Annotated in this window: 15 protein-coding genes; 11 read left to right on the top strand and 4 right to left on the bottom strand. The window is 69.0% G+C overall.

Going from position 1 to position 19,657, the window contains the following annotated elements; translation table 11 throughout:
• Positions 1 to 113: 113 nt before the first annotated feature.
• Genes AAH979_RS30245 through AAH979_RS30235 form a run of 3 tightly spaced genes read left to right on the top strand, consistent with a single transcriptional unit; the run spans position 114 to position 3,428 of the window.
• Positions 114 to 806 carry a LuxR C-terminal-related transcriptional regulator gene (locus AAH979_RS30245; RefSeq protein WP_346261540.1) on the top strand — a complete coding sequence of 231 codons (693 nt, stop codon included), beginning with the start codon at positions 114 to 116 and terminating at the stop codon, positions 804 to 806.
• A gap of 19 nt (positions 807 to 825) precedes the next feature.
• A complete protein-coding gene (locus AAH979_RS30240) occupies positions 826 to 2,196 on the top strand; it encodes a hypothetical protein (protein ID WP_346261539.1) in 1,371 nt (456 codons plus the stop codon).
• A 5-nt stretch (positions 2,197 to 2,201) separates the two neighbouring features.
• The gene (locus AAH979_RS30235; protein WP_346261538.1) at positions 2,202 to 3,428 is read left to right on the top strand and encodes a hypothetical protein; all 1,227 of its coding nucleotides are present in this window, start codon (positions 2,202 to 2,204) and stop codon (positions 3,426 to 3,428) included.
• Positions 3,429 to 3,658: 230 nt separating this feature from the next.
• On the opposite strand, the gene AAH979_RS30230 is transcribed toward AAH979_RS30235, so the two are convergent.
• Positions 3,659 to 4,861, bottom strand: coding sequence for a cupin domain-containing protein (locus tag AAH979_RS30230; protein WP_346261537.1), 1,203 nt, complete (start codon positions 4,859 to 4,861; stop codon positions 3,659 to 3,661).
• 250 nt (positions 4,862 to 5,111) lie between these two features.
• Here AAH979_RS30230 and AAH979_RS30225 point away from each other — a divergent pair, with 250 nt between their 5' ends.
• From AAH979_RS30225 to AAH979_RS30190, 8 genes are all read left to right on the top strand, one after another.
• The gene (locus tag AAH979_RS30225; protein ID WP_346261536.1) at positions 5,112 to 5,297 is read left to right on the top strand and encodes a thiomuracin/GE37468 family thiazolyl RiPP peptide; all 186 of its coding nucleotides are present in this window, start codon (positions 5,112 to 5,114) and stop codon (positions 5,295 to 5,297) included.
• Between the two features lie 14 nt (positions 5,298 to 5,311).
• Positions 5,312 to 8,062, top strand: a complete 2,751-nt coding sequence (locus AAH979_RS30220; RefSeq protein WP_346261535.1) for a lantibiotic dehydratase — start codon at positions 5,312 to 5,314, stop codon at positions 8,060 to 8,062.
• A gap of 1 nt (position 8,063) precedes the next feature.
• Positions 8,064 to 9,041, top strand: coding sequence for a lantibiotic dehydratase C-terminal domain-containing protein (locus AAH979_RS30215; protein ID WP_346261534.1), 978 nt, complete (start codon positions 8,064 to 8,066; stop codon positions 9,039 to 9,041).
• A 3-nt stretch (positions 9,042 to 9,044) separates the two neighbouring features.
• Positions 9,045 to 10,139: a thiopeptide maturation pyridine synthase gene (locus AAH979_RS30210; protein WP_346261533.1), complete on the top strand. Its 1,095-nt coding sequence runs from the start codon at positions 9,045 to 9,047 to the stop codon at positions 10,137 to 10,139.
• On the top strand, positions 10,136 to 11,524 hold the full coding sequence (locus AAH979_RS30205; RefSeq protein WP_346261532.1) for a SagB family peptide dehydrogenase: 1,389 nt from the start codon (positions 10,136 to 10,138) through the stop codon (positions 11,522 to 11,524). Before AAH979_RS30210 ends, AAH979_RS30205 begins: the two co-directional genes overlap by 4 nt.
• 17 nt (positions 11,525 to 11,541) lie before the next feature.
• Positions 11,542 to 13,623: a YcaO-like family protein gene (locus AAH979_RS30200; protein WP_346261531.1), complete on the top strand. Its 2,082-nt coding sequence runs from the start codon at positions 11,542 to 11,544 to the stop codon at positions 13,621 to 13,623.
• 157 nt (positions 13,624 to 13,780) lie between these two features.
• Positions 13,781 to 15,616 (top strand): TOMM precursor leader peptide-binding protein, encoded by a 1,836-nt coding sequence (locus AAH979_RS30195; RefSeq protein WP_346261530.1) that lies wholly within the window; start codon positions 13,781 to 13,783, stop codon positions 15,614 to 15,616.
• Between the two features lie 30 nt (positions 15,617 to 15,646).
• Entirely contained in the window at positions 15,647 to 15,979 is a 333-nt protein-coding gene (locus AAH979_RS30190) for a hypothetical protein (protein ID WP_346261529.1), read from the top strand.
• Between the two features lie 228 nt (positions 15,980 to 16,207).
• Here AAH979_RS30190 and AAH979_RS30185 read toward each other — a convergent pair whose 3' ends face one another.
• The 3 genes from AAH979_RS30185 to AAH979_RS30175 all read right to left on the bottom strand — a co-directional run bounded on the left by AAH979_RS30185 (position 16,208) and on the right by AAH979_RS30175 (position 19,025).
• Complete coding sequence (locus tag AAH979_RS30185) at positions 16,208 to 16,861, bottom strand: response regulator transcription factor (RefSeq protein ID WP_346261528.1); 654 nt, start codon at positions 16,859 to 16,861, stop codon at positions 16,208 to 16,210.
• 161 nt (positions 16,862 to 17,022) lie between these two features.
• Positions 17,023 to 17,682 (bottom strand): TfuA-like protein, encoded by a 660-nt coding sequence (locus tag AAH979_RS30180; protein WP_346261527.1) that lies wholly within the window; start codon positions 17,680 to 17,682, stop codon positions 17,023 to 17,025.
• Complete coding sequence (locus AAH979_RS30175; protein ID WP_346261526.1) at positions 17,679 to 19,025, bottom strand: YcaO-like family protein; 1,347 nt, start codon at positions 19,023 to 19,025, stop codon at positions 17,679 to 17,681. Before AAH979_RS30175 ends, AAH979_RS30180 begins: the two co-directional genes overlap by 4 nt.
• Positions 19,026 to 19,657: the final 632 nt, after the last annotated feature.

Genomic DNA, 19,657 nt, shown 5'->3' with positions numbered 1-19,657 from the left:
CGGCGCCCCTGATCCGTCCGGTCCGTCTCGGCGATTGGAAAAAGACCGCCGCTCGACGGATCAGGCGCGCACCGGGCCGCATCTACTTGGCGTACCGACGTGGGAGGAAGAGGATGCGTACGGACCTGCACCAGGCGGCCCGCCCGGCCGCGACCCGCATCATCCTGGCCGGCACCGGTCTGGCCGGCGAGGCACTCGCCGCGGCGCTGCGCGGATCCGGCTGCACCGTCCGCCTCGTGACGCCGACCCTGGCCGCTCTCGATGCCGTCATGCGCCGGGTGGCGGCCGACGTCGTGGTCGTCGACCGGCGCGGCGCGGCGGCGGAACACATGACCGACACGCTCGTCGGGCTGCGCCGCACGCACCGGCTGGTCGTGCTGGCCGACCGCACCGACGAGCACCTGCTTGCGGCCCTGCTCGCGACCGGCGCCGACGGCCTTGGCTACCTCGTCGAGGAGGACGTCATCGGGCTGCCGGCGTTCGTCGCCGCGGTCCGCGCCGTCGCGGCCGGTCGCAGCGCGGTGGCGTCGAGTCTGCGGGCCCGGTGCGCCAACGCCGGACCACCGCCGGCGTGGCGCGATCCGGTCACCGCGCTGAGCGACCGCGAGCGCGAGGTGCTCGAGCTGATGGCCGCCGGCCGGTCCAACCAAGGCATCGGCGAGCGGCTGTTCCTCACCCCCAAGACCGTGGAGTCGCATATCCGCAGCATATTCGCGCGGCTTGATCTCGAACCGGCACCCGGCGACCACCGGCGGGTCCTCGCCGTGCTCACGTACCTCCACCGCGCGGCCACCGCCGCCGGCTGACTCGCAAGGAGTGGCTGACATGTCTGACGAATGGTTCTCGCGGCTCGGGCCGTCCGACGCCGCCGGTGCCAACGCGGCAGGCGACCTGTGGATCGCGCCGTCGCTCATCGCGCTGGTCGAGCCCGACGTGGCCTGGCTGGGGCTGCGGGAGCTGCATCACGCGGCGATCGGCACCGAGGGGTTCCGCTACGTGACCGACGCCGGCACGCTCTGGCCGGACGACGCGTTCACCGCGTACAGCAACGGGCTGTCGGCGGTGCTGGGCCAGATCGGCGTGACCTCTCCGGCCGTCGGCAACCACCTGCTCGGCTCGATCTGTGACACCGTCGACCTGTACGGCGGCTTCGACGGGCTCGAGTCGGCCGCCGCCGCGGCGTTCCAGTCCGCATCGCGGCTGGGCGGCGTCACGGCGGAAATGGACCAGTTCCAGTGGCTGGCGTCCTCGCTCGGCGCACCTTCCCACTCCGGCGGGGGCGCCCAGCACAGCACGATCTTCGACGTCGCGGGCCGCACGCTGGGTCAGACGCCCATCGGCCAGGTCGCACACGTCTTCTCCCAGGTGACAAGCCCACAGGAGATGTCGCGGGACCTGGCCGGGCTGGCCCGCGACTTCGGCGGCGGGTCCGACGTCCAGCAGGCGGCCGGCAAGGTCGGGGAGGTCATCGGTTCCACGGCGGCCGGCGCGGCTGGAGGCGCTCTCCTCGGCTCGGCCATCCCCGGAGTGGGCACGGTGGCAGGCGGCATCATCGGCGCCGTGGCCGGGTTCTTCCGGGGTCTCTTCGGCGGCTCCGGCGACCACCACAGCCGCGAGCATGCGTCCGGCGACAAGGTTCCCGTCCACTCCGACGTGCGGCTGGAGACTCGCGACGGCAAGCCGTACGTCGCCCACCCACACGGCCACGTGGGGCCCTCGCATCACGCACCGGCGTCGGGCCATCGCCCGCACCACGGGCTCGGCCACAAGACCATCGAGCCTCATCCGCACAAGTGCGAGGTCGAGGGCCGGTTCGACGAGGACTTCGCCGTGCCGTTCTGGGCCGCTGAGGCCCAGCTTGTCGGGGGCATGGTACCGATCGGGCCCGGCCGCCAGGGGCTCTTCCAGCGGTCGCCGACCGGTTCGTTGTTGATGGGAGAGCTGGCCGAGATCGACGAGCTCGGGACGCTGCACGACCCGGGTGCGGTCTTCCAGGAGCTGCTGGTGGCGCCCGAGCGGCGGCTGACCGCCGAGGGCGTCGAGCGGTGGGTCGAGCTCGTGCCGCGGACGCGGTTCACCACGTTGCGCGACTACCAGCGCCTCACGGTCGAGGCCCTGCGCCACGTCCGGGTCTCGCCCGAGACGTCCGTCCGCGACGCCGTCGCGGTCCTGCGCGAGTACACGTACGGGATGTGAACGAGATGACTCTGACGCTCAAGCCAGGTCTGGTCCGGGCCAACCTCCCGGCACCCACCCTGCGTTCCCTCACGACCCTGCACGCCCAGGCCCTGGAGGGGTCACGCGCGGCGTTCACCACGCTGTCCAACGCAACGGCCGGGATGCTCGGCCAGCTCGCGGTCCTGGACGCGGTTCCGCTGCGCGCGGTACTGGGCCACGCGTCCGCGGTCGCCCGGCAGGCCGGCACCCTCTGCGGCTTCGAGTCGGTGTTCCTTACCGCGGTGCTCGGCTGCGCGCCGACCGGTGAGGTCGAGCTGACCGCGGCCGTCGAGGCCTGGAACGCGGCCGTGCCCTCCGGGCCCGTGGCCGGCGGCGCCCGCGAGGTGCCGATCCTCGATCCGTCCAACGGCCAGCTCGGGTTCGTCGACGCCGAGGCGTTGCGCGGACTGGGTCGGGTCGCCTCACGGGCCGACTTCGTGACCCGGCTCAAGCCGTTGCTCGATGCGCCGGGTGGGGAGGCCGCCGGTCGAGTCGCCCTCGCACGGGCCGTCGTCGTGGCGGCCGGCGCCATCGCCGGGACCCGGCTGGTGGCCGGCCGGCCCGCGCATGACCCGCTGCGCCAACGGATCACGCAGGCGTTGGGCTCCACGGAGGACAGCCGTACGCTCGACGCTCTGGTCGCGGCCGGCAAGGCGCTGCTCGTTGACGTCGTGCACCTGGACGCGTCCCGGACGGCCGGCGAGAGCCCGGGAGACACGCTCACGCCGGTCGTCACGGGCTTGGTCGAGGCGGTGCATCCAGCTTGGGCAGGCAGCCGGCTCCGCGGGACGGCGCTCCCGGCTGGCGATGGCCTGGCCGCTCAAGTACTGGGCGACGGACCCAGCCTCTACCTGCAGGGCCTACCCCGTTGCGACGACCGGGGCGCAGTCATCGACCTCGGCTTTCTGCGTCCGCTGTGGACGGCGCGGGAACGGGACGAGGCGGAGGAGCACCGGCGGGCCCACGAGACCGGCGTCGGCCTCGGGCGGCCGCACGGACGACGGATCCCCACCCGACCACAGAAGCTCATCTCCCTTCTGCCGGGGCTGCACCCCCTGACCGGAGTGCCCATCGACCCGGTCACGGGCCTACCGCTGCCGGGCTACCAAGGGGAGTTCGCGACTGCGGTCGAGCAGCTGGTGTGGACGGCCGTCGCGCTGCGCGTCTCGCCCGAGGCGCCGGTGGCCGAGGTCGTGCTGCGGATGGCCTGACCCGGGCGGTACCGACGCGGCGCTCGGTTCCGCCGACGCCGTGTCAGCCACCTCGGCCCGCGGTACCCGCACGCCGCGGGCGGGAATACGCCGAGCGTGCGAACAGGACCCCACCCGCCCCACGGCCGGCTCGGAGCCATCGTCGCGGTAGCCATGGACTCCGACGACAATCCCCTCTCGCCCGAAGGGAAGCCGGCGATCACGCCATGTTGCCAGCCGAGCGTCTGCGGTCAGGCGGGGACGACGACTCCTTCGTCGATCAGCTCGCGCACGAGCCGGCGGGCCCGGTCAAGACCGATCGAGGCGCGGAGTTCCTCGACCGCGACCACGGTGCCGGGGTGGTCGATCATCTGCATGATCGTCTCGGTGACCGGATCGGGAAGGTGAAGGTCGTGGTCGCCGAGATGCAGGACGGTGCCGTCCACGCCCTTGGTGCTCGCCAGGACCGTGCCCGGTACGTACGTCACCACCTCGACGTCGTGGCTGAGCGCGCCCACGGCAGAGCTGACGGCGGGGCGGCGCGGCCCTGACAGAGTGCGCAGCGCACTGGCGCGCAGCGACTGCGCGAGGCGCTCGACGTCGAGGTCGGTCAGCCATCGCGTGAAGCGCTCGGTGACCTCGCCCGCGGCGCTGTCGATGCCGTGGGCGATGAGCCCGGGCGGGAGCGAGGTGCGGAACTCGGGATCCTCGGCCGCGAGGTCCAGGAGCCGTTCGAGCAGCCAATGCCGGGTGAACTGGAGTACGCCCACACTGATGTGCAGGGAGGCGCCTTCTTCGGCGTACCCGTTGTGAATCCAGCCCCGGGGCACCCAGAGCACGTCGCCGGGTGCGAGGCGGACCCGCAGGAACGGGTCCCCCTGTTCAAACCGGGTCCGCTCGGCGGGTGGAACCCGGACGCGCCCCCAGCGGTGCCGGGGTAGCGGGTCCGGCAGAAATGGCTGGTGCAGTTCCCAGGTCTTGTGCCCCACGGTCTGCACGATGAACACCGCCTCGGTGTCCCAGTGGTGCGCGAAACCCTGACTGCTCGGCGGGGTGAGAAAGGCGTGCGCATACAGCGGGTGACCGAGTTCGGCCGACAGCAGCCGACAGAACCGACTGAGCGGTTGCCAGCTGCGGTGCAGACCCATGAGTAGGAGAGTGTGCCCGGCGCGTAGGTGCGCGCCGACCCGGCGGGCGTCGACAGCTCCGGCAGCGTCCGGAAACGCCGCTAGGTCGGCGCTGACGAGGCTGCCCGGCTTCGCCATCACGTTGTTCTTGGTCATCGTCACCGACGACGCGGGGAGGCCCTGGTCGCTTATCAGCCGGTCGACGTCCTCGACGTCGAGGAGCGCGGCCAGCGCGACCGGGTCGCCATGATGGACCTCGGGCGTCTGGGGCCATTGTTCGATGAAATTCTCCGGCCGGGCCGTAAGGCACTCCAGCGCGCTGTTCATGCCACCTCCGCAAGAATGACTCGTGTCTTGCCCGCTCGCCATCATGTGATGATCTCGCTGGTCGCGCAAGGGCGGGGACCGGTGTAGCAGGACTACGCCTTTGGGTGCACGCCGTCGTAACAGAATGGCTGATACCTTCGTCGAATACCGCTGGCGAAATTTCTGCGCCTTCCCATGGTTGATTTCCTTGGCTTAACGTGCTCAACGGAAGATCTTCCGGTCATGCGAATTTCAAGCAAAGGAGAAAGGTGTGAATACTTCGGACGATCTCGACTTCGACCTGCAGGACCTGCCGATGGACGTGTTCGACCTGGCCGAAAGCGGACTCACGATCGAGTCGCTGACGGCGGGTCACGGCATGCCCGAGCACGGCGCGTCGCTGCCCTTCTGCTCGTGCAGCGCGAGCTGCAGCTGCTGCCCGAGCAGCAGTAGCTGACCTTGATTACGGCTGTGCCGCCGGTCGGCGACCGGCGGCACAGCCCTTGGCCGGGAGGGGCTATGGGCGCAAGCGTTGGCACGATGACGGACGAGGGCGTGGTCCTCTCGAGTGGCGCACGTGTGGACTCGCCTCCGATCCTGCGCCTTGCGGGGTTGCCTGCGGCGACTCTGGGCCGGCTGCGCCTGGTGGAGTCGTTCCGGCGCGCCGAGGAACAGGCGCGGTTGCGGCGGTGGCTGGCCCTGGAGGGACACGCGCTGTCGGACGCCCTGTTCACCGAGATCGGGGCGCTCGAACACACCGCCCTGAAGCCGAGGCTGGTCGGTTTGCGCAGGGCGGTCTACCGATCGAGGCGGCCACGCGACGAGGAGTGGAACGAGGCAATCGCGGGGCTGCTCGCCTCCGACGTCGCCGAGCGGATCTCTGCCTGGCTGTCGAAACTGGACATCCTGGATCGGAGCGTCGCCGAATTGCCGACGATCCTCGCCGCCGAGATCAGTGACCGGGAGCGGGTTCTGCGCGATGTGGCCGGGAATCCCGGTTTCCGTCGAGCGCTGTCACAGGCCAGCCCCGCGCTGCATGTGGAACTTGCCAAATGGCTGGCGGATCCGGCGCACCGGCCGAGGGCTCAGAGCATGGCCCGGCTCGCGAAGTACGTGGGCCGGGCGGCGGCAAAGACCAGTCCGTACAGTACCTTCACCGTCACTGGCCTGGGTGTCTGGGTGGATGGCTCGGCACCGGAGGTGTTCGCCGCCAAGCCACCGATCAGCGGGGTCCTAGAACTGGACGGCTTCCTGCTGCAGAGCATGATTCGGGCCCTACGCGACACTCCCGTGCTGAGAGCATCGCTGCGGGTGCGGGCGAACCCGAGTGTGACCAGGTCGCAAGGAAAGATCACCTTCTCCGGGCTGCCGCCCCGCGAGCCGATCGTGACCATGGCGGAGACCCCCGCGATCCGCGCCTGCCTGCGTACCCTGGAGGAGGATCCGCCGTGCACGCTGAGCGGGCTACAGGAACGGCTCGCCTCCGGCGCCAGGGCGCGCGACGGCGTTCGGCCGTTCCTGGACGCGCTGGTGCGGGCAGGCCTGCTGATTCTTGAGCCGCCGGTCACGGATCAGGCCCTCGATCCGCTGTCGGACCTGATCGCCTGGGTCACCGCACACGGTGGCGAGGACCTTGTTGACGTCGCGGTGCTGCTCGACCGGCTGCGCACGGAGGCCACCATGCCGGTGCCGGTTGAGGACGTCGACGCGCACTGCGCCCGCCAGGACCGCCTGCGTGACGCGGTCGCCGGCATCGTCACGCGCCTCGGGCTTCCCTTCCAGCCGGTGGCCGAAATGAGCAAGGCCGTCTTCCACGAGAACGCGGTGTTCCGTGAGTCGCCGGTCGAATGCTCGACCGGGCGCTGGCGTCCGGCACTGGAGGACCTCGACGCCGTACGGCGGTGGCTGGCGATCTTCGACCCGGCGCTACCGCTGCGGCTCGCACTGGGCGACTACTTCCGGGAACGCTTCGGCTCGGACGCCCAGGTCTCGATCCTGGAACTGTGCCGAGCGGTCCACGAGGAGATCGCGCGCGAGGATCGGGCCGGCGGATCCGCCTCCGGGCAGGAGGTGGCGCGGTTCCTGCGCGCGTCGCCGCTGGCCAACAGCACCGCCCTGGTCGCCAGTCCGCTGAGCAGGTTGCGGGAACTCGGCCGGATTCAGGAGGCCGCCCGGCGCGGCGTGCTTGGTCCCCCGGAGCCTGACGGCGTCATCCGCACCGCGGTCGCGGAGCTGCGGGCCATGGCGGCCGGCTGGCCGGAGTGGGTCACTCCTCCGGGGTCGCTGGGCTGCTACGTGCAGGTGATCGAGAGAGGACCACAGCTTGCGCTCGCGCTGAACGTGGCGCACTCGGGGTACGGGCGGGGGCGCAGCCGTACGACGCGGTTCACCACGCTGGCCGGCGGGACGGTCCCGCCCGGCCGGGCCTGGCACGCCGAGCCCGGCGAGAAGATCTTCGCGGAGTTGAGCGGGACCTTCTCGTCGGCGTTGAACGTCCGTACCTCCAGCACCGATCACGAGATCGACTATCCGTTCACCGTCACCGGTCGGCCCGCCTCCGAGCGGCTGCCGCTCGGGGATCTGACGGTGGTCCACGATCCGAGGACCGGTCTGGCGAACATCGTCTCGACCCGGCTGCGAAAGCAGGTCGTGCCGCTGCATCTGGGAATGATGGCCGACGTCCTGCTGCCGCCCATCGCCCAATTCCTGAGCTGGTCCTTCGGGGTGACCTACTACCTGCACCCCAGTTTCTCGCCGCTGGCGACCGATGCCGATCTGGCACCCCCCGATTCCCTCACCACCCAACCCCGGGTGGAGACCGGCCGGGTCGTACTGCGTCGGGCGCGGTGGCGGGTGCCCACCGCACAGGTACCCGCTCGCCAGAAGGCAGAGACCGATGCCGACTATCTGGTGCGTCTGGTCGGTTGGCTTCACGCGCATGGAATCCCGGACCGCTGCTATGTCCGCATGTGGAACGACGGGCTCTGGGGCAACGATCCGGCAGACGACAAGTGGGGCAAGTGGGTGATGGATAAGTCTCGCAAACCCGTCTATATCGACTTCGCAAACTGGCATTTGCTCGCGGTTTTCGAACGGATGCTGCGGGCACCGGGACCGGTCATGGTGTTCGAGGAGGCGCTGCCCGCGCCGGGCGACGCCACGGGACTCGCCGATGAGCCGGCCGCCGCCGAGTACCTCATCGAGATTTCGGACCGAGGGTGAGATGGAAGAGACCAACTGGGTCAGCGCCCACGCCTTCTACCAGGGAGACCAAGACCACCTGCTGGTCAACGCGGTCGATCCGCTGGTGACGGAGCTGATGTCCGGCGGCCGGGCACGTGGATGGTTTTACCTGCGGTACTGGGATGGCGGCCCGCATGTCCGGTTGCGCGTGCTACCGGCCGTCGGCGCCGACTCCGACGAGATCAGGGAAACTGTCGACAGGCGATTGGCAGCCTACTTCCGGGACAATCCCTCCACGCCGGTGATGACCGAGAACGCCTACGCGGAGAGCGCGGCCATGCTGGCGGAATGGGAGCAGACCGAGCCGCTCTTCAGGTCACTGCAACCCAACGACTCGGTCGTCCACGTCCCCTATCGCCGGGAGCACAATCGCTACGGCTACGGCGCCGCGATCGAGGCGGTGGAACGGCATTTCGTCCAGTCCAGCACTGTGGCGATGAGGCTGCTGAGGCAGGGGGCCTCCCCACGGGAGCGGTCGACCGCCGCGTACGCCATGATCCTCATCGCCTGGCTGAGCTGTGAACCGGATCCCGTACGACTACGGAACCGGATCGACTTCGGACGCGGGTACCAGGGCCGGGTGGCGCCCTTTGATCTGCCGCAGCCCTCGGCACAGCAGCTCGGCACGGCGGTGTCCGTGGCCCGGAAGATGCGGGCGCTGGTGGCGGCCAGCGCGCGGCACACCGACGCGGGAACACTGGCCAGCTGGGCCCGGTCGGTCGCGGTGCTGCGTGACGCGCTTGAGGACCAGCTGACCATGGGCACGCTGGACCCCCCGGATTCGGGCTGGGAGGGACCCGGGGGCATCGTCACCGCCGGACCGGACACCTCGGTCCTGACCATCATCGACATCTGCGCGCACCTGGTCTGCAACCGGCTCGCCGTCTCCCTCCCGGCGGAGATCTCACTGCGCCAGCTCGCCGGGGCGGCGATGTCGGCGCTCGCCGAGGGGAACTGAACCATGCGATGGCACTGTTTTCAGATTTACTACCACGCCGAGGAGAAGGATCGGCTCATCCTGGACGCGATCCGTCCGGTGGCGCGGCGGCTCGGCGGCCAGGTCGAGTCCGTCTACTACCTGCGGCACTGGATCCGCGGTCCGCACGTGCGGCTCTACGTCCGCTGCGAGCAGGACGTACTGGAAACGCTCGTCCGTCCGGCGGTCGAGGAGCTGGTCGGTCGCTTCCTGGCCGAGTCGCCCTCCGCCGTCCGACTGGATCCGCAGGAACACCTGCCGATGCACCGGCGCCTGGCCGAGCTGGAGTCGGAGAGCGGGGACCTGCTCCCGTGGTATCCGGACAACTCAATCCAGTTCACCACCGAAGCGGACCCCCCGCCGTCCGAGGCGACATCCGCCGGTCTACTGGCGGATTTCTACTCGGACACCACCGAGCTCGCCTTCCGGATGACCGAGGACATCGCCTCCGGCGCACAGCGGCTGGGGATCGCGTTCAATCTCATGATCGCCACGGCGCACTCCCTGTCGGGGGTCGGGCTCGCCCGCGGAAGCATCTCCTTCCGCTCGCACGCCGAGGCGTTCCTGCACGGATTCCCGGAGGGCGAGGGCCTGCGCGGCGCCTGGGACGAGCACTACCGCCGCAGTGCCTCGGCCCTGGGCGGACGCCTTCGGGCCCTGGTCTCCGAGCTGGACGGCGCGACGTCGGCCGTACCGTACGTCCGTGACTGGCTCGACGCCCTCCATCCGTACCGGGATCGGGCCAGTCGGCTGGTCGGCTCCGGGCTGCTGACGGAGAAGGCCCCGCCGCCCGGCGCCAACATCGTCGACCTGACGCAGGTCAGTCCGTTCCATCGGGAACTGTTCGCCAGCAGCGCCTGGCAGGAGCAGACCGAGGCCACCGAGTGGTTCCTGAGCTACAAACTGGTGCTCAACTACACCTACCTGCACCTGACCCGGCTGGGCGTCAGCCCGGTCGAACGGTTCCTGCTGTGCCACCTGGCCGCTTGTGCGGTGGAGCAGGCGCACGGAATGTCGGCGGTGGAGCTGATCAGGACTCTCGCCGACCCGTCGATGGCTGGCGCGGAGGCGGCGCGATGATCGAGTCGTTGGAAACCGCAGCGATCACCGAACGCCTCTCGCTGGTTTCCGGCGTCTACAGCGTGATCAGCGAGGATGGCCGGCTGCAACTGCTGGCCGGCTCTCGGGCCGAGACGTTCGGCGCCGCAGAGACGTGGAAGCGCGACCTTCTCCAACAGCTCGCCACGGTACCGTGTCCGGCCCGGGAACTGGCGGTGCAGGGAGATGCCGCCGGCTTCCTGGCGGCGCTGCGCGCGGGAGGATGGCTGCAAATCGAGGTCGGCCGGGAGGCAGGACGGTCGTACAGCATCGAGCCGACCAGGCGACCGGCCACCGCGTCGCCGCCGATGCCCGACGCCCTCCTGCTGTCGCGGTTCGCGGTCGTGCACCGGGAACGAGACGGGCGGGACCTGGTCATCGAGTCGCCACTGGCCGGGGCCCGGGTCCACGTCCATGACCCCGCATTGTTCGCCCTGCTGACGGGGGAGACGCCCACGCTGATCGGTCCGGCAGAGGCGTCGCGGGTTCTCGCCGACAGGTTCCTGCACGACCTCTACCGGTGCGGACTGGCGGTACCCGCGGCCGGCGCCGAGGACGAGGCGTTCCACCTCCGCCAGTGGAGCGCTCATGAGCTGTGGTTTCACCAGCGCAGTCGGATCGGGCACCGGGACCGGCTGGGCAGCGGGTACGGCCGCACCCGCTGGGCCGATGGACTGTTCGAACCGTTGCCCGCCCGGCACGAGCCCTATCCAGGACCTGTCGTCACACTGCCCACCCCCGACCTGGAGCGGCTGCGGCGCCTCGATCCTCCGCTCGCCGCGGTCATGGAGGATCGCCGCTCCATCCGTGCCCATGACGATGACGCGCCGATCACGCTGGAACAGCTCGGTGAGTTCCTCTACCGGTGCGCGCGGATGCGGGTCGACTCCGGTCCCGAGGGCGAGCGGCAACTCGGTCGGCCGTATCCGTCCGGCGGGTCAGTGTACGAACTGGAGTTGTATCCCGTCGTACGCCTGGCCTCTGGGCTACCGGCCGGGGTGTACCACTACGACGATCACGACCACGCGCTCCGGCTGGTCCAGGGCCCCGGGCCTGGCATGGCCCGGCTGATCGCCGCGGCCCGCCGCGGCACGTTCGAACAGTTGATCCCGCAGGTACTGATCGTCGTGGCGGCTCGTTTCGGGCGGCTGGCATGGACCTACGAGCAGATGCCGTACTCGCTGGTTCTCAAACACGTCGGCGTGCTCTACCAGACGATGTACCTCGCCGCCACGGCCATGGGACTGGCTGCCTGCGGGCTCGGCGGCGGCGATCGCGAGACGCTCAACGAGGTGACGGGCGTCGGCTACACGGCCGAGAGCGCCGTGGGCGAATTCCTGCTCGGCAGCCGCCCCGCCACGCGATGAACGGAAGACCGGAGACGATGGGCCTACTGTTGCGTCCCGACACCTACTACACCAGCTCGGAAGGCGGGCTGTACCTGCTGACCTACGAGGGTCCGGTCATCGTGGGCGGCGAATCGGCACATCCCCTGCTGGCCCGGCTGGCGCCCTATCTGGATGGCCGCTACTCCCTGACCGACCTGACCGCGAACCTGACCGGCCAGCGGCGGGACATGGTGCGGCAGCTGATCGGCGTGCTCATCGCGAAGGGTGCGATCACCCCAGATGGCCAGGCGCCGTCCGGAAGTCCTGAGCAGGTCGACGGCTACCACAATGAAATCTCCTTCCTCAGCTACCTCACAGACTCCGCCCTCCAGACGTTCCAGGACTACCGCGCCGAGACGGTCGCGGTGGTCGGGCAGGCGGATCTGGTGCCCGCCGTGGCCGCTGCCGCACTCCGCTCGGGACTGGCACAGGTTCGCATGGTGACGCGGAAAGAGGTCGGATGGGACGTCATGCTGACCGAGGCCGAGCGTGGCCGCCGCGACCCGGGGCAGCACATCAGCCGTACCCCACTGGACGCCGAAGCGGACGCGGACGCCATTGCGGCGGCGCTGCACGGCGCGGGCCTCGTCCTGCACGTCCGCGACCGCCCGACGGTCGACCAGGTGCGGCTGCTGGAACAGGTCTGCGCGGCCTCGCACACCGACCTCCTGCAGGCGCTTCTGCTGGAGGACACCGTCTGGTTCCTGTCCTCCGGCCCACGCGCGGGAGCCGGCGCGCGATGGCCGTCCGTCGCGCGTCGGCGCCTCGCGCGCCACGCCGCCGTCGATGGAGCGGCCTGGCGGGAGCAGGCGGGCAGCGCGGCCCGCTCCGTTGCCGCCGCCCAACTGGTGTTCCGGGCGTTCCGAACGGTTACCGGAGCGGCCCGGCCGGAACCGGCGGGGATTGTGCGTCTCGACCAGACCACCCTCAGCAGTGCGGTCCACGCCGCCGTGCCGCATCCCTTCGAAGCGGAGGCCGAGGCGCCGACCGCCGCGTCGCTACTCGGGCGCATCGAGGAACGCCGCGCCGCCGCGCCCCTCGACCAGGAGACCTTCTCCCGGCGCGCCGCCCGCTGCATGGACGATCGGCTGGGGGTCTTCGGGCGACCCGTGGAAGGCGACCTCGGCCAGCTTCCCCTGCACGTGTGCCAGATTGAGGTGTCGGATCCGGTAGGGCTGTCCGGTCAGTGCCCCGACCCACTACGCGTCTTCGGCACCGGCCTGGACTTCGCTTCCGCCCGCCTCGCCGCCGGGCTCAACGCGTTCTCGGCCTACGGGTCGCTCATGCTCGACCCGCGCCGGCTGGTCGGCATCGACCACGAGCCGGTCTTCGCTCCGGACGTGGACCCGGATCTGGCCCTGCTCGACGACCGTTTGCGTGCCGGCTACCTGCAGGGCTGCACGCTCACCGACGGCCGGATTCGCCTCGTGCCGGTGTCGCGGGCCTTCCCGGCGCTGCGCCCGGCCCATCGAGCTCGACCGCTCCCGCCCGGGATTGCCTCGGCGTACAGTTGGCAGGAGGCCGTGACGGCCGGCACCCTCGCGCAGGTCAGGCGGTTGACCCTCGGCGAGATGACCGCAGCCCGGCGACCGTTTCCCCGAATCGACATGGACGCCGTTCCCCTTGATCCGGTCGGGACGCGCTACCGCGGGATCCTGGCGGCCGTGCCCGAGGAGGTCGTCGTTCAGGACATCACGGGAACGCTCTCGGTGCCGACCGTGTTCTGCTGGGTAGGCCGCGAGGCGCGGGGTTGCGCCAGCGGTCTGTCGATGGCCGAGGCGCTTCGCGACGCCCTTGCCGAGGCGGTCGTGTCCTACCAGTCGTTGCTGCACGGCCAGCCCGCCTACGCGCCACCATCGATTCCCGCGCCGTCGATTCCCACGCCGTCGATTCCCGCGCCCGCGTCCTCGCGCGGCGAGGCCCGCCGGAAATCCGGCTCCGATCCGCTGGACCTCGACGCCGTCGTGGCCATCCTGACGGCACACGGCCGGGAGCCTGTGGTCGTACCGCTCGACCACGATCCGGAAGTGAACGCGGTGATGCCCAACACCGTGCACATGGTGGTGGCCCGTGGTTGAGGTCAGACTGTTCGGTACGGGCACCCTCGCCGACGCCATCGCCCGCGGCATCGGCCGGCCCGGCGACGTGATCGGAACGGCCGAGTGCCGCCCTGTTGCCGGGGCTGCCGGAGGGATACCGGGCGGCACCGCGTCGGCGACCGCCGAGACCGTCGTCGTGACCGCGACCGACGCCTGGGACATCGGCGACCGTGCGGCGGTACGCGCCGCGAGCACCGAACGGCGGCTGTCCTGGCTGCCGGTATACACGGAGCTGGGCCGGGTGGTGATCGGGCCCCTGGAACGCGCGGGTGAGCCTGGCTGCGTGGACTGTGCGGAACTGCGGCGCCGGCGCAACCGCCTGCATTCCCGCGCCCATGAGGCCGTGATCGCCGAGAACCGCCCGATGTTGAGTACCCGGGCCTCCGCGTGGCTCACCGGCCTGGCCGCCGATGTCGTCGCCGCGCTCGTCAACGACGAGATCGCGCGGCTGAACCGGGATCCGTCCGCGCCGCGGACACGATGCGCTCTGATCTGTCTCGATCTGAAGACCCTGGAGGTGACCCGCCACCCGTTCCTGCCCGATCCGACCTGCCTGGTCTGCGCGGACCTCCCGGAAGACAGCGCCGCGGCGGCCGGAATCGTGCTGCAACCCCGCGGGAAGAGCGCCCCCGACCGCTACCGGACCCGGACACTGGCCGAGCACCAGGATTCGCTGGTCGCCACCTACGTGGACCCCGAGTGCGGGCTCATCAGACTGCTGGCCCGGGACAACAACGCGGGTTCGGTGGTGGCGGCGGCCTGGATGGGACTGTGGGACGGCGCGACGGAGGGCGGCTACGGACGGACCCGCAGCTACCGGTCCAGCGAGCTGGTCTCGATCTTGGAGGCGCTGGAGCGGCACGGCGGAATGCAGCCCGGAGGCAAGCGGACGACGGTGCACGGCAGTTACGCCGATCTGCGCGATCGAGCCCTGGACCCCAGGGAACTCGGCCTGTATCCACCGGACCGCTATCGCATCGAGGGATTCCGCTACCGACCGTTCGACGTCGACCAACGGTACCGCTGGGTGTGGGGACAGTCGTTTCGGCGCGATGAACCAATCCTGGTGCCCGAGGCCTACGCCTACTACCGCATCCATCGCTCCGACAACGAACCGGCGCCCTTCGTGTACGAGATCTCCAACGGCTGCGCGCTGGGCGGATGTCTGGAAGAGGCGATACTTCACGGCATTCTCGAGATCGCCGAGCGGGACGCGTTCCTGATGACGTGGTACGCCCGTATGACGGTGCCGTCGATCGACCTGCGCTCTTCTCGCCGCCGGATGGTTCCCCTGATCGCCGAGGCAATCGAGGCGGAGACCGGCTATACGGTCAAGGCTTTCGACATCACCCTTGAACAGGGCGTTCCCTGCGTCTGGGCGATGGCGGTGGACCCGTCCGACGACGACGAACGACCCAAGGTGGTCTGCGCCGCCGGCTGCCACCTTGATCCGGAAACCGCGGCCGAGAACGCGTTGAGCGAACTGGGGTCGATACTGGTCGACCTCGTGCGCCGCTACCCGGGACAGCGGGACCACGCCGAACGGATGGTGCAGGACGCGTCGCTGGTGACGGAGATGGCACACCACTCGCTGCTGTACGGCACGCGTGCCGCCTTTGCGCGCTTCGACTTCCTGATGTGCTCGTCGCGTTCCGTGACCTTCTCCGAGATGAGACAGCCCGAGGGGTTCCGGAACGCCGATCTCCGCGACGACCTCCAGGAACTGATCCGTCGCTATCTCGACGAGGGCATGGACGTGATCGTCGTCGACCAGACCACGCCCGAACAACGCGTACAAGGGCTCTCCTGCGCCAAGGTGATCATCCCCGGAACTCTGCCGATGACCTTTGGCCACGCCCTGCGCCGCGTGGACGGGATACCTCGGCTCTACGAGATACCGCACCGGCTCGGATATCGCGGGCGACGCCTGGAGCCCTCGGACATCAATCCGCACCCCCACCCGTTTCCGTGAGAAGCCCTCGTGATCAAGGAGCCTTCCAGGATGTACCTGCAGTTCGTTCTCTGGGATCTGAGCAAGTCGAACGTCTCCGTCGAGGACCTGCGCGGTTACCTCCGTGATTACGCCGTCGAGGCGTACTCCCAGCTACCGGGGATGCGGCTGAAGATGTGGTTCGCCAACCCCGACCGCCAGGTGTGGGGCGCGGTCTACCTGTGGGACGGAGCCGAATACATGGACGGCCCGGCACGGGTGAGCCGAGCCGTCGAGCTGATCGGGTACCCGCCAACCTCGGTGAGCGTCTTCGAGTTGGAGGCCGCTGCGGAGGGCAACAGCGCCTACGACGGTCTCATGACCCTCGGCCGGGCCTTCGGCTGAGCCCGTCAACCCGGGTAGTCGTTCACGTCCTACCCGTGTGGTCATGGTGGCGGGCAGCAAGGCGAGACCGAGGGCAACGATACCGGCGCGGAAACGCGCCGCTCGCCAGGACCATCACGATCATGGTGGAAACGATTCACTGAACCTTTTCAACCTGGACCGCGCGGCGCGTACGCACCGCGTCCGACCGTGCGGTCCGTCGGACCGCACGGGGAGGTTGAAAAAGGTTCACTCTGGAGGTCCGGCGCGCCGGTTGCCGCCTGTCCCCAGCTCGAGCAGGCCGCGACCGAACGCCTTCCGGATAGCCTGGACGCGTGACGTGACGTCGAGCTTGGCGTAGACATTCGTCAAGTGTCGCTTGACCGTCGTCTCGGTGATGAACAGCTGCTCGGAGATACGCCGATTGCTCATGCCCGCGGCCACCAGCCGCATGATCTCAATTTCCCGGTTCGTCAACGGACCAGGGGCCGCTGTGGCCGGCCGCAGCTTGCGTAGCTCGCCGATGGGGGCCGAGAGGATGAAGCGATCCTCCTTCCGGTGCACAGCGTGAATGACGCAGACCAGTTCGTCCAGTTGCACGCCCTTGGCGAGACAGGCATGCACGCCCGAGGTGAGCACCTTCCACAGGAAGAGATGATCGGCGGAATCGGTCAGGACGACGATCTTCGAGCCGGGCCGCTCGTCAAGGATGGACGAGACCAACGTGTCGGGGAAGTCGTTACTGGCGTCGGTGATCAGAATCGTGGTGTGCGACGCCTCCCCGGCGAGAAGCGGGGGCGCGGTGACGGACGGGCGGCCGTCGTACACAAAAAAATTTGGCACCTTTCTCAGCAACTCGGTGAGACCGTGCTGAAGCAGCGGCGTTTCGGTCACGATCTCCATCGTCATCTGCTGTGGGCAACGCAGGAAAACATCTCGCGAGTCCGCGCCCGAATTCTCCAAAGTCAACATTGTGCTCCCCGTATAATGTGCCGAACGAGGACTTGGTCCGGCGGCCCGCGACGGGCGATGGCCCGCATGACCGCCGGAGAGCCCTTCGACGGCTAGTGGAGGTCCATTCGGCGAAGCATGGCCATGGCGTCGTCGCGCTTGGCGTCCGGGGCATCCGTGTCGAGGAACTCCCGTAACGCCACCAACTCCGTGTCGCTGAGCTCCTCCCGCACGACCGGTAGCCGCAGAATCCCGGCATAGGTGCGGTCTGGGAAGTAGAGCGCCTTGGCCGCCGTCAGCAGGGTCGCGGCGCTATCCGAGGAGATCACTCCGCCGTCCACCGCCGCGGCGATCGCTACCCGAATGTTGACCATCGGCTCGCACAGGGCGCGCAGCGAATCCGGGTCGAAGGTGATCGCCACCTCGTCGTCGGCGTCGATCGTGCCTGACCGGTACAGCTCGAAGACCTGTCCGACCCCCACCATGCCCTCCGTGGCCAGTTCGGCAGCGCGCAGAGCCCCCATGCTTGAGGAACCGAACACCTGCACCGGCTCAGGATGCCGGTCAATGGCCCGTAGTACCTCCTTGGGGGAGATCATCAGCCCCTGCAGGAACTGGCCGTCCACGATGCCGATGTGGGTTGGCGGTTCCGGCTCGGCGAGCAGGATGTCGATGTCCCCACGCTTGACCGGAGGGCGCACTTCCACCGGCGCGAGTTCGGCGATCGTGGCCGCGTCGATGCTGGGCCCGGCGAAGACGACGGCGCGGGTCATCGTCCGGCTCCGGCAGTCTGGGTCGCCCGTTCACGCGGCTTCGCCACCAGCTTCAGCGCCTCGTTCCAGCGTGCGTTCGCCCGCTGACCGAGCCTGCTCTGATCGATCGCCCAGGACTCGAGCCCTGGAACGATCACCCGGACCACGTGCACCGGGAAGCCCGGCGGCGTGCGGTCGACCACGATCACCCTCTCCAGTCCCTCGTCCCGCAGCCGTCCGAGCATCAGCCGGATGTCGGCCATGACGTCGTCGTTCGGGAAGCTACGCACATCGCCGAAGCGCACCGGTGAATCGGACTCCCGCCATGGCCACACCGAGGGGTCCACCTTCCCACCGCGGGATACGTGGTGGCTCCAGTTGTCGACCTCGGCCGTGGGCAGACTGATGTCCTCGCGCATCCCCTGGATGTCCACGGCCCGGCTCTGGGCGAGTTCGGTCAGCGCTCGGATGACCGCGACTTCGGCGTCGGGATGCGTCCCGTACCCGGAGTGACTGGGAGAAAAGGTCTCGGCCAAAGACTCGCTGACCACGGCGGCAAAGGTCGGAATTCCTACCGAGGAGGTGATGTCTCTGATGATCAGCGATATTCCCGCCCCCTGGATCCGCTCGGCGAACCAGCGTGCCGACTCGGGAAGAGTTGTCAGATCCACACTTGGGGTGCTGTCCTCCAGCGAGGTCACCGCGCCCGAAGGTGTGGACGCGCCGAGCTTGTTCCGCATCATGTGGGTGAGGCGGTTGCTGACCAGATCCGCCAACGTCAGGGCATCGCGTTCGATGACCTCGCAGAGAGCGTGGCAGATGGCCTCCTCGAGCGAGTTGCCCGATGCCAGCCCGTTACTGGTATTGATGGCGAAGCACTGGACCTCGTGGAAGCGGATGTAATAGCCGGCCAGGCAGAGCGGCACGTAGACCGGCTCATCGCGTAGCAGGTCGTAGCCTTGCGTCCACGAGATCGGCACGTCCGGACGGTATGCGTGGCCTGGCGCGAGGTTGTGGTCCGCGGGGTTCAGCACCGGCTGCCCGGTGGCGTCCAGATCGGTGTACGAGGCGATGCGATCTGCCGTCCTGGGCTGCCAGGCCGCGAAACGCTCCACCGCCTCCATAATCGCCGATGCCTTTGCGTCGTCGTGGGTGCGTCCCTTGCCGTTATAGACCGAGAGCAGGTCATGGGATCGCGGCACGATGGCGTTGTAGACGGGAATGCCGATGCGGTCCAGCCACGTGATGTCGGCGACCCGGGATACTCCAACGGTCCGTAATAGGGGAGTGACGCGCTCAAGGGTCTGGAGCGTGGGAACCTCGCGGGTGGGCCCAATCTTGGGGACGCGCTCGCGCAGCTTCAACGGACCACCACCGTCGGTCTGACGGGTGCGGCAATAACGGTGAAGCTGAAAAGGTGGCCGGGTTCACGCATCTATCAAGCTCTCCTCTCCGTAAGGACGTGGCTGATTCAGATTGCGTCGCACGCTTCTGCGAATTTCGAATGGACGAACTCCGGCCGGAGCATATTGCAGATGTTACGGTGGAGACCATAAACGATCATGATACACAACCACATATACCGGTGATACATACGATGTCTGGCCGGCGTCACCATGACCGTGGCCAGGCCCGAGTGAACGGCGGTCGGCGATAGTCTGTCCGGCAGGACGCGAATCGCACAGATTTCGCTTGGTTGACCGCGTTTCCGGGCGACCCCGGTCGGTATCGACCCCACTCCTTCATGGATGACACAGGGCTACTCATGCCGCCGTCTGTACGTGCTCGTCAACCCAAAGGCGATCACGTTCGGTAGCTGGCCACTGGACTGAGCGGTATCCCGAACCGCCGGGGAAGATCCGCTCCCGTACCTCGTCGAGGAACTGGCGCTCACGCTCGCAGTGGATCCCGGCAGCGGCAGATCCCGTAAGATCGCCTTCGGAAACCCCTGGTCATGGCCGTGGCAGACTGGTCGGACCAGCTGGACGGGTGTCGG

The sequence above is a fragment of the Plantactinospora sp. ZYX-F-223 genome (assembly GCF_039649625.1).
Taxonomy (GTDB): Bacteria; Actinomycetota; Actinomycetes; order Mycobacteriales; family Micromonosporaceae; genus Plantactinospora.
This window is presented reverse-complemented; position numbering and strand designations above follow the sequence as displayed.

Excerpts from the sequence above, each read along its gene's own strand:
- AAH979_RS30245 (WP_346261540.1), top strand. The coding sequence starts at position 114 with ATGCGTACGGACCTGCACCAGGCGGCCCGCCCGGCCGCGACCCGCATC.
- AAH979_RS30240 (WP_346261539.1), top strand. The coding sequence starts at position 826 with ATGTCTGACGAATGGTTCTCGCGGCTCGGGCCGTCCGACGCCGCCGGT.
- AAH979_RS30235 (WP_346261538.1), top strand. The coding sequence starts at position 2,202 with ATGACTCTGACGCTCAAGCCAGGTCTGGTCCGGGCCAACCTCCCGGCA.
- AAH979_RS30230 (WP_346261537.1), bottom strand. The coding sequence starts at position 4,861 with ATGAACAGCGCGCTGGAGTGCCTTACGGCCCGGCCGGAGAATTTCATC.
- AAH979_RS30215 (WP_346261534.1), top strand. The coding sequence starts at position 8,064 with ATGGAAGAGACCAACTGGGTCAGCGCCCACGCCTTCTACCAGGGAGAC.
- AAH979_RS30210 (WP_346261533.1), top strand. The coding sequence starts at position 9,045 with ATGCGATGGCACTGTTTTCAGATTTACTACCACGCCGAGGAGAAGGAT.
- AAH979_RS30205 (WP_346261532.1), top strand. The coding sequence starts at position 10,136 with ATGATCGAGTCGTTGGAAACCGCAGCGATCACCGAACGCCTCTCGCTG.
- AAH979_RS30200 (WP_346261531.1), top strand. The coding sequence starts at position 11,542 with ATGGGCCTACTGTTGCGTCCCGACACCTACTACACCAGCTCGGAAGGC.
- AAH979_RS30190 (WP_346261529.1), top strand. The coding sequence starts at position 15,647 with ATGTACCTGCAGTTCGTTCTCTGGGATCTGAGCAAGTCGAACGTCTCC.
- AAH979_RS30185 (WP_346261528.1), bottom strand. The coding sequence starts at position 16,861 with ATGGAGATCGTGACCGAAACGCCGCTGCTTCAGCACGGTCTCACCGAG.
- AAH979_RS30180 (WP_346261527.1), bottom strand. The coding sequence starts at position 17,682 with ATGACCCGCGCCGTCGTCTTCGCCGGGCCCAGCATCGACGCGGCCACG.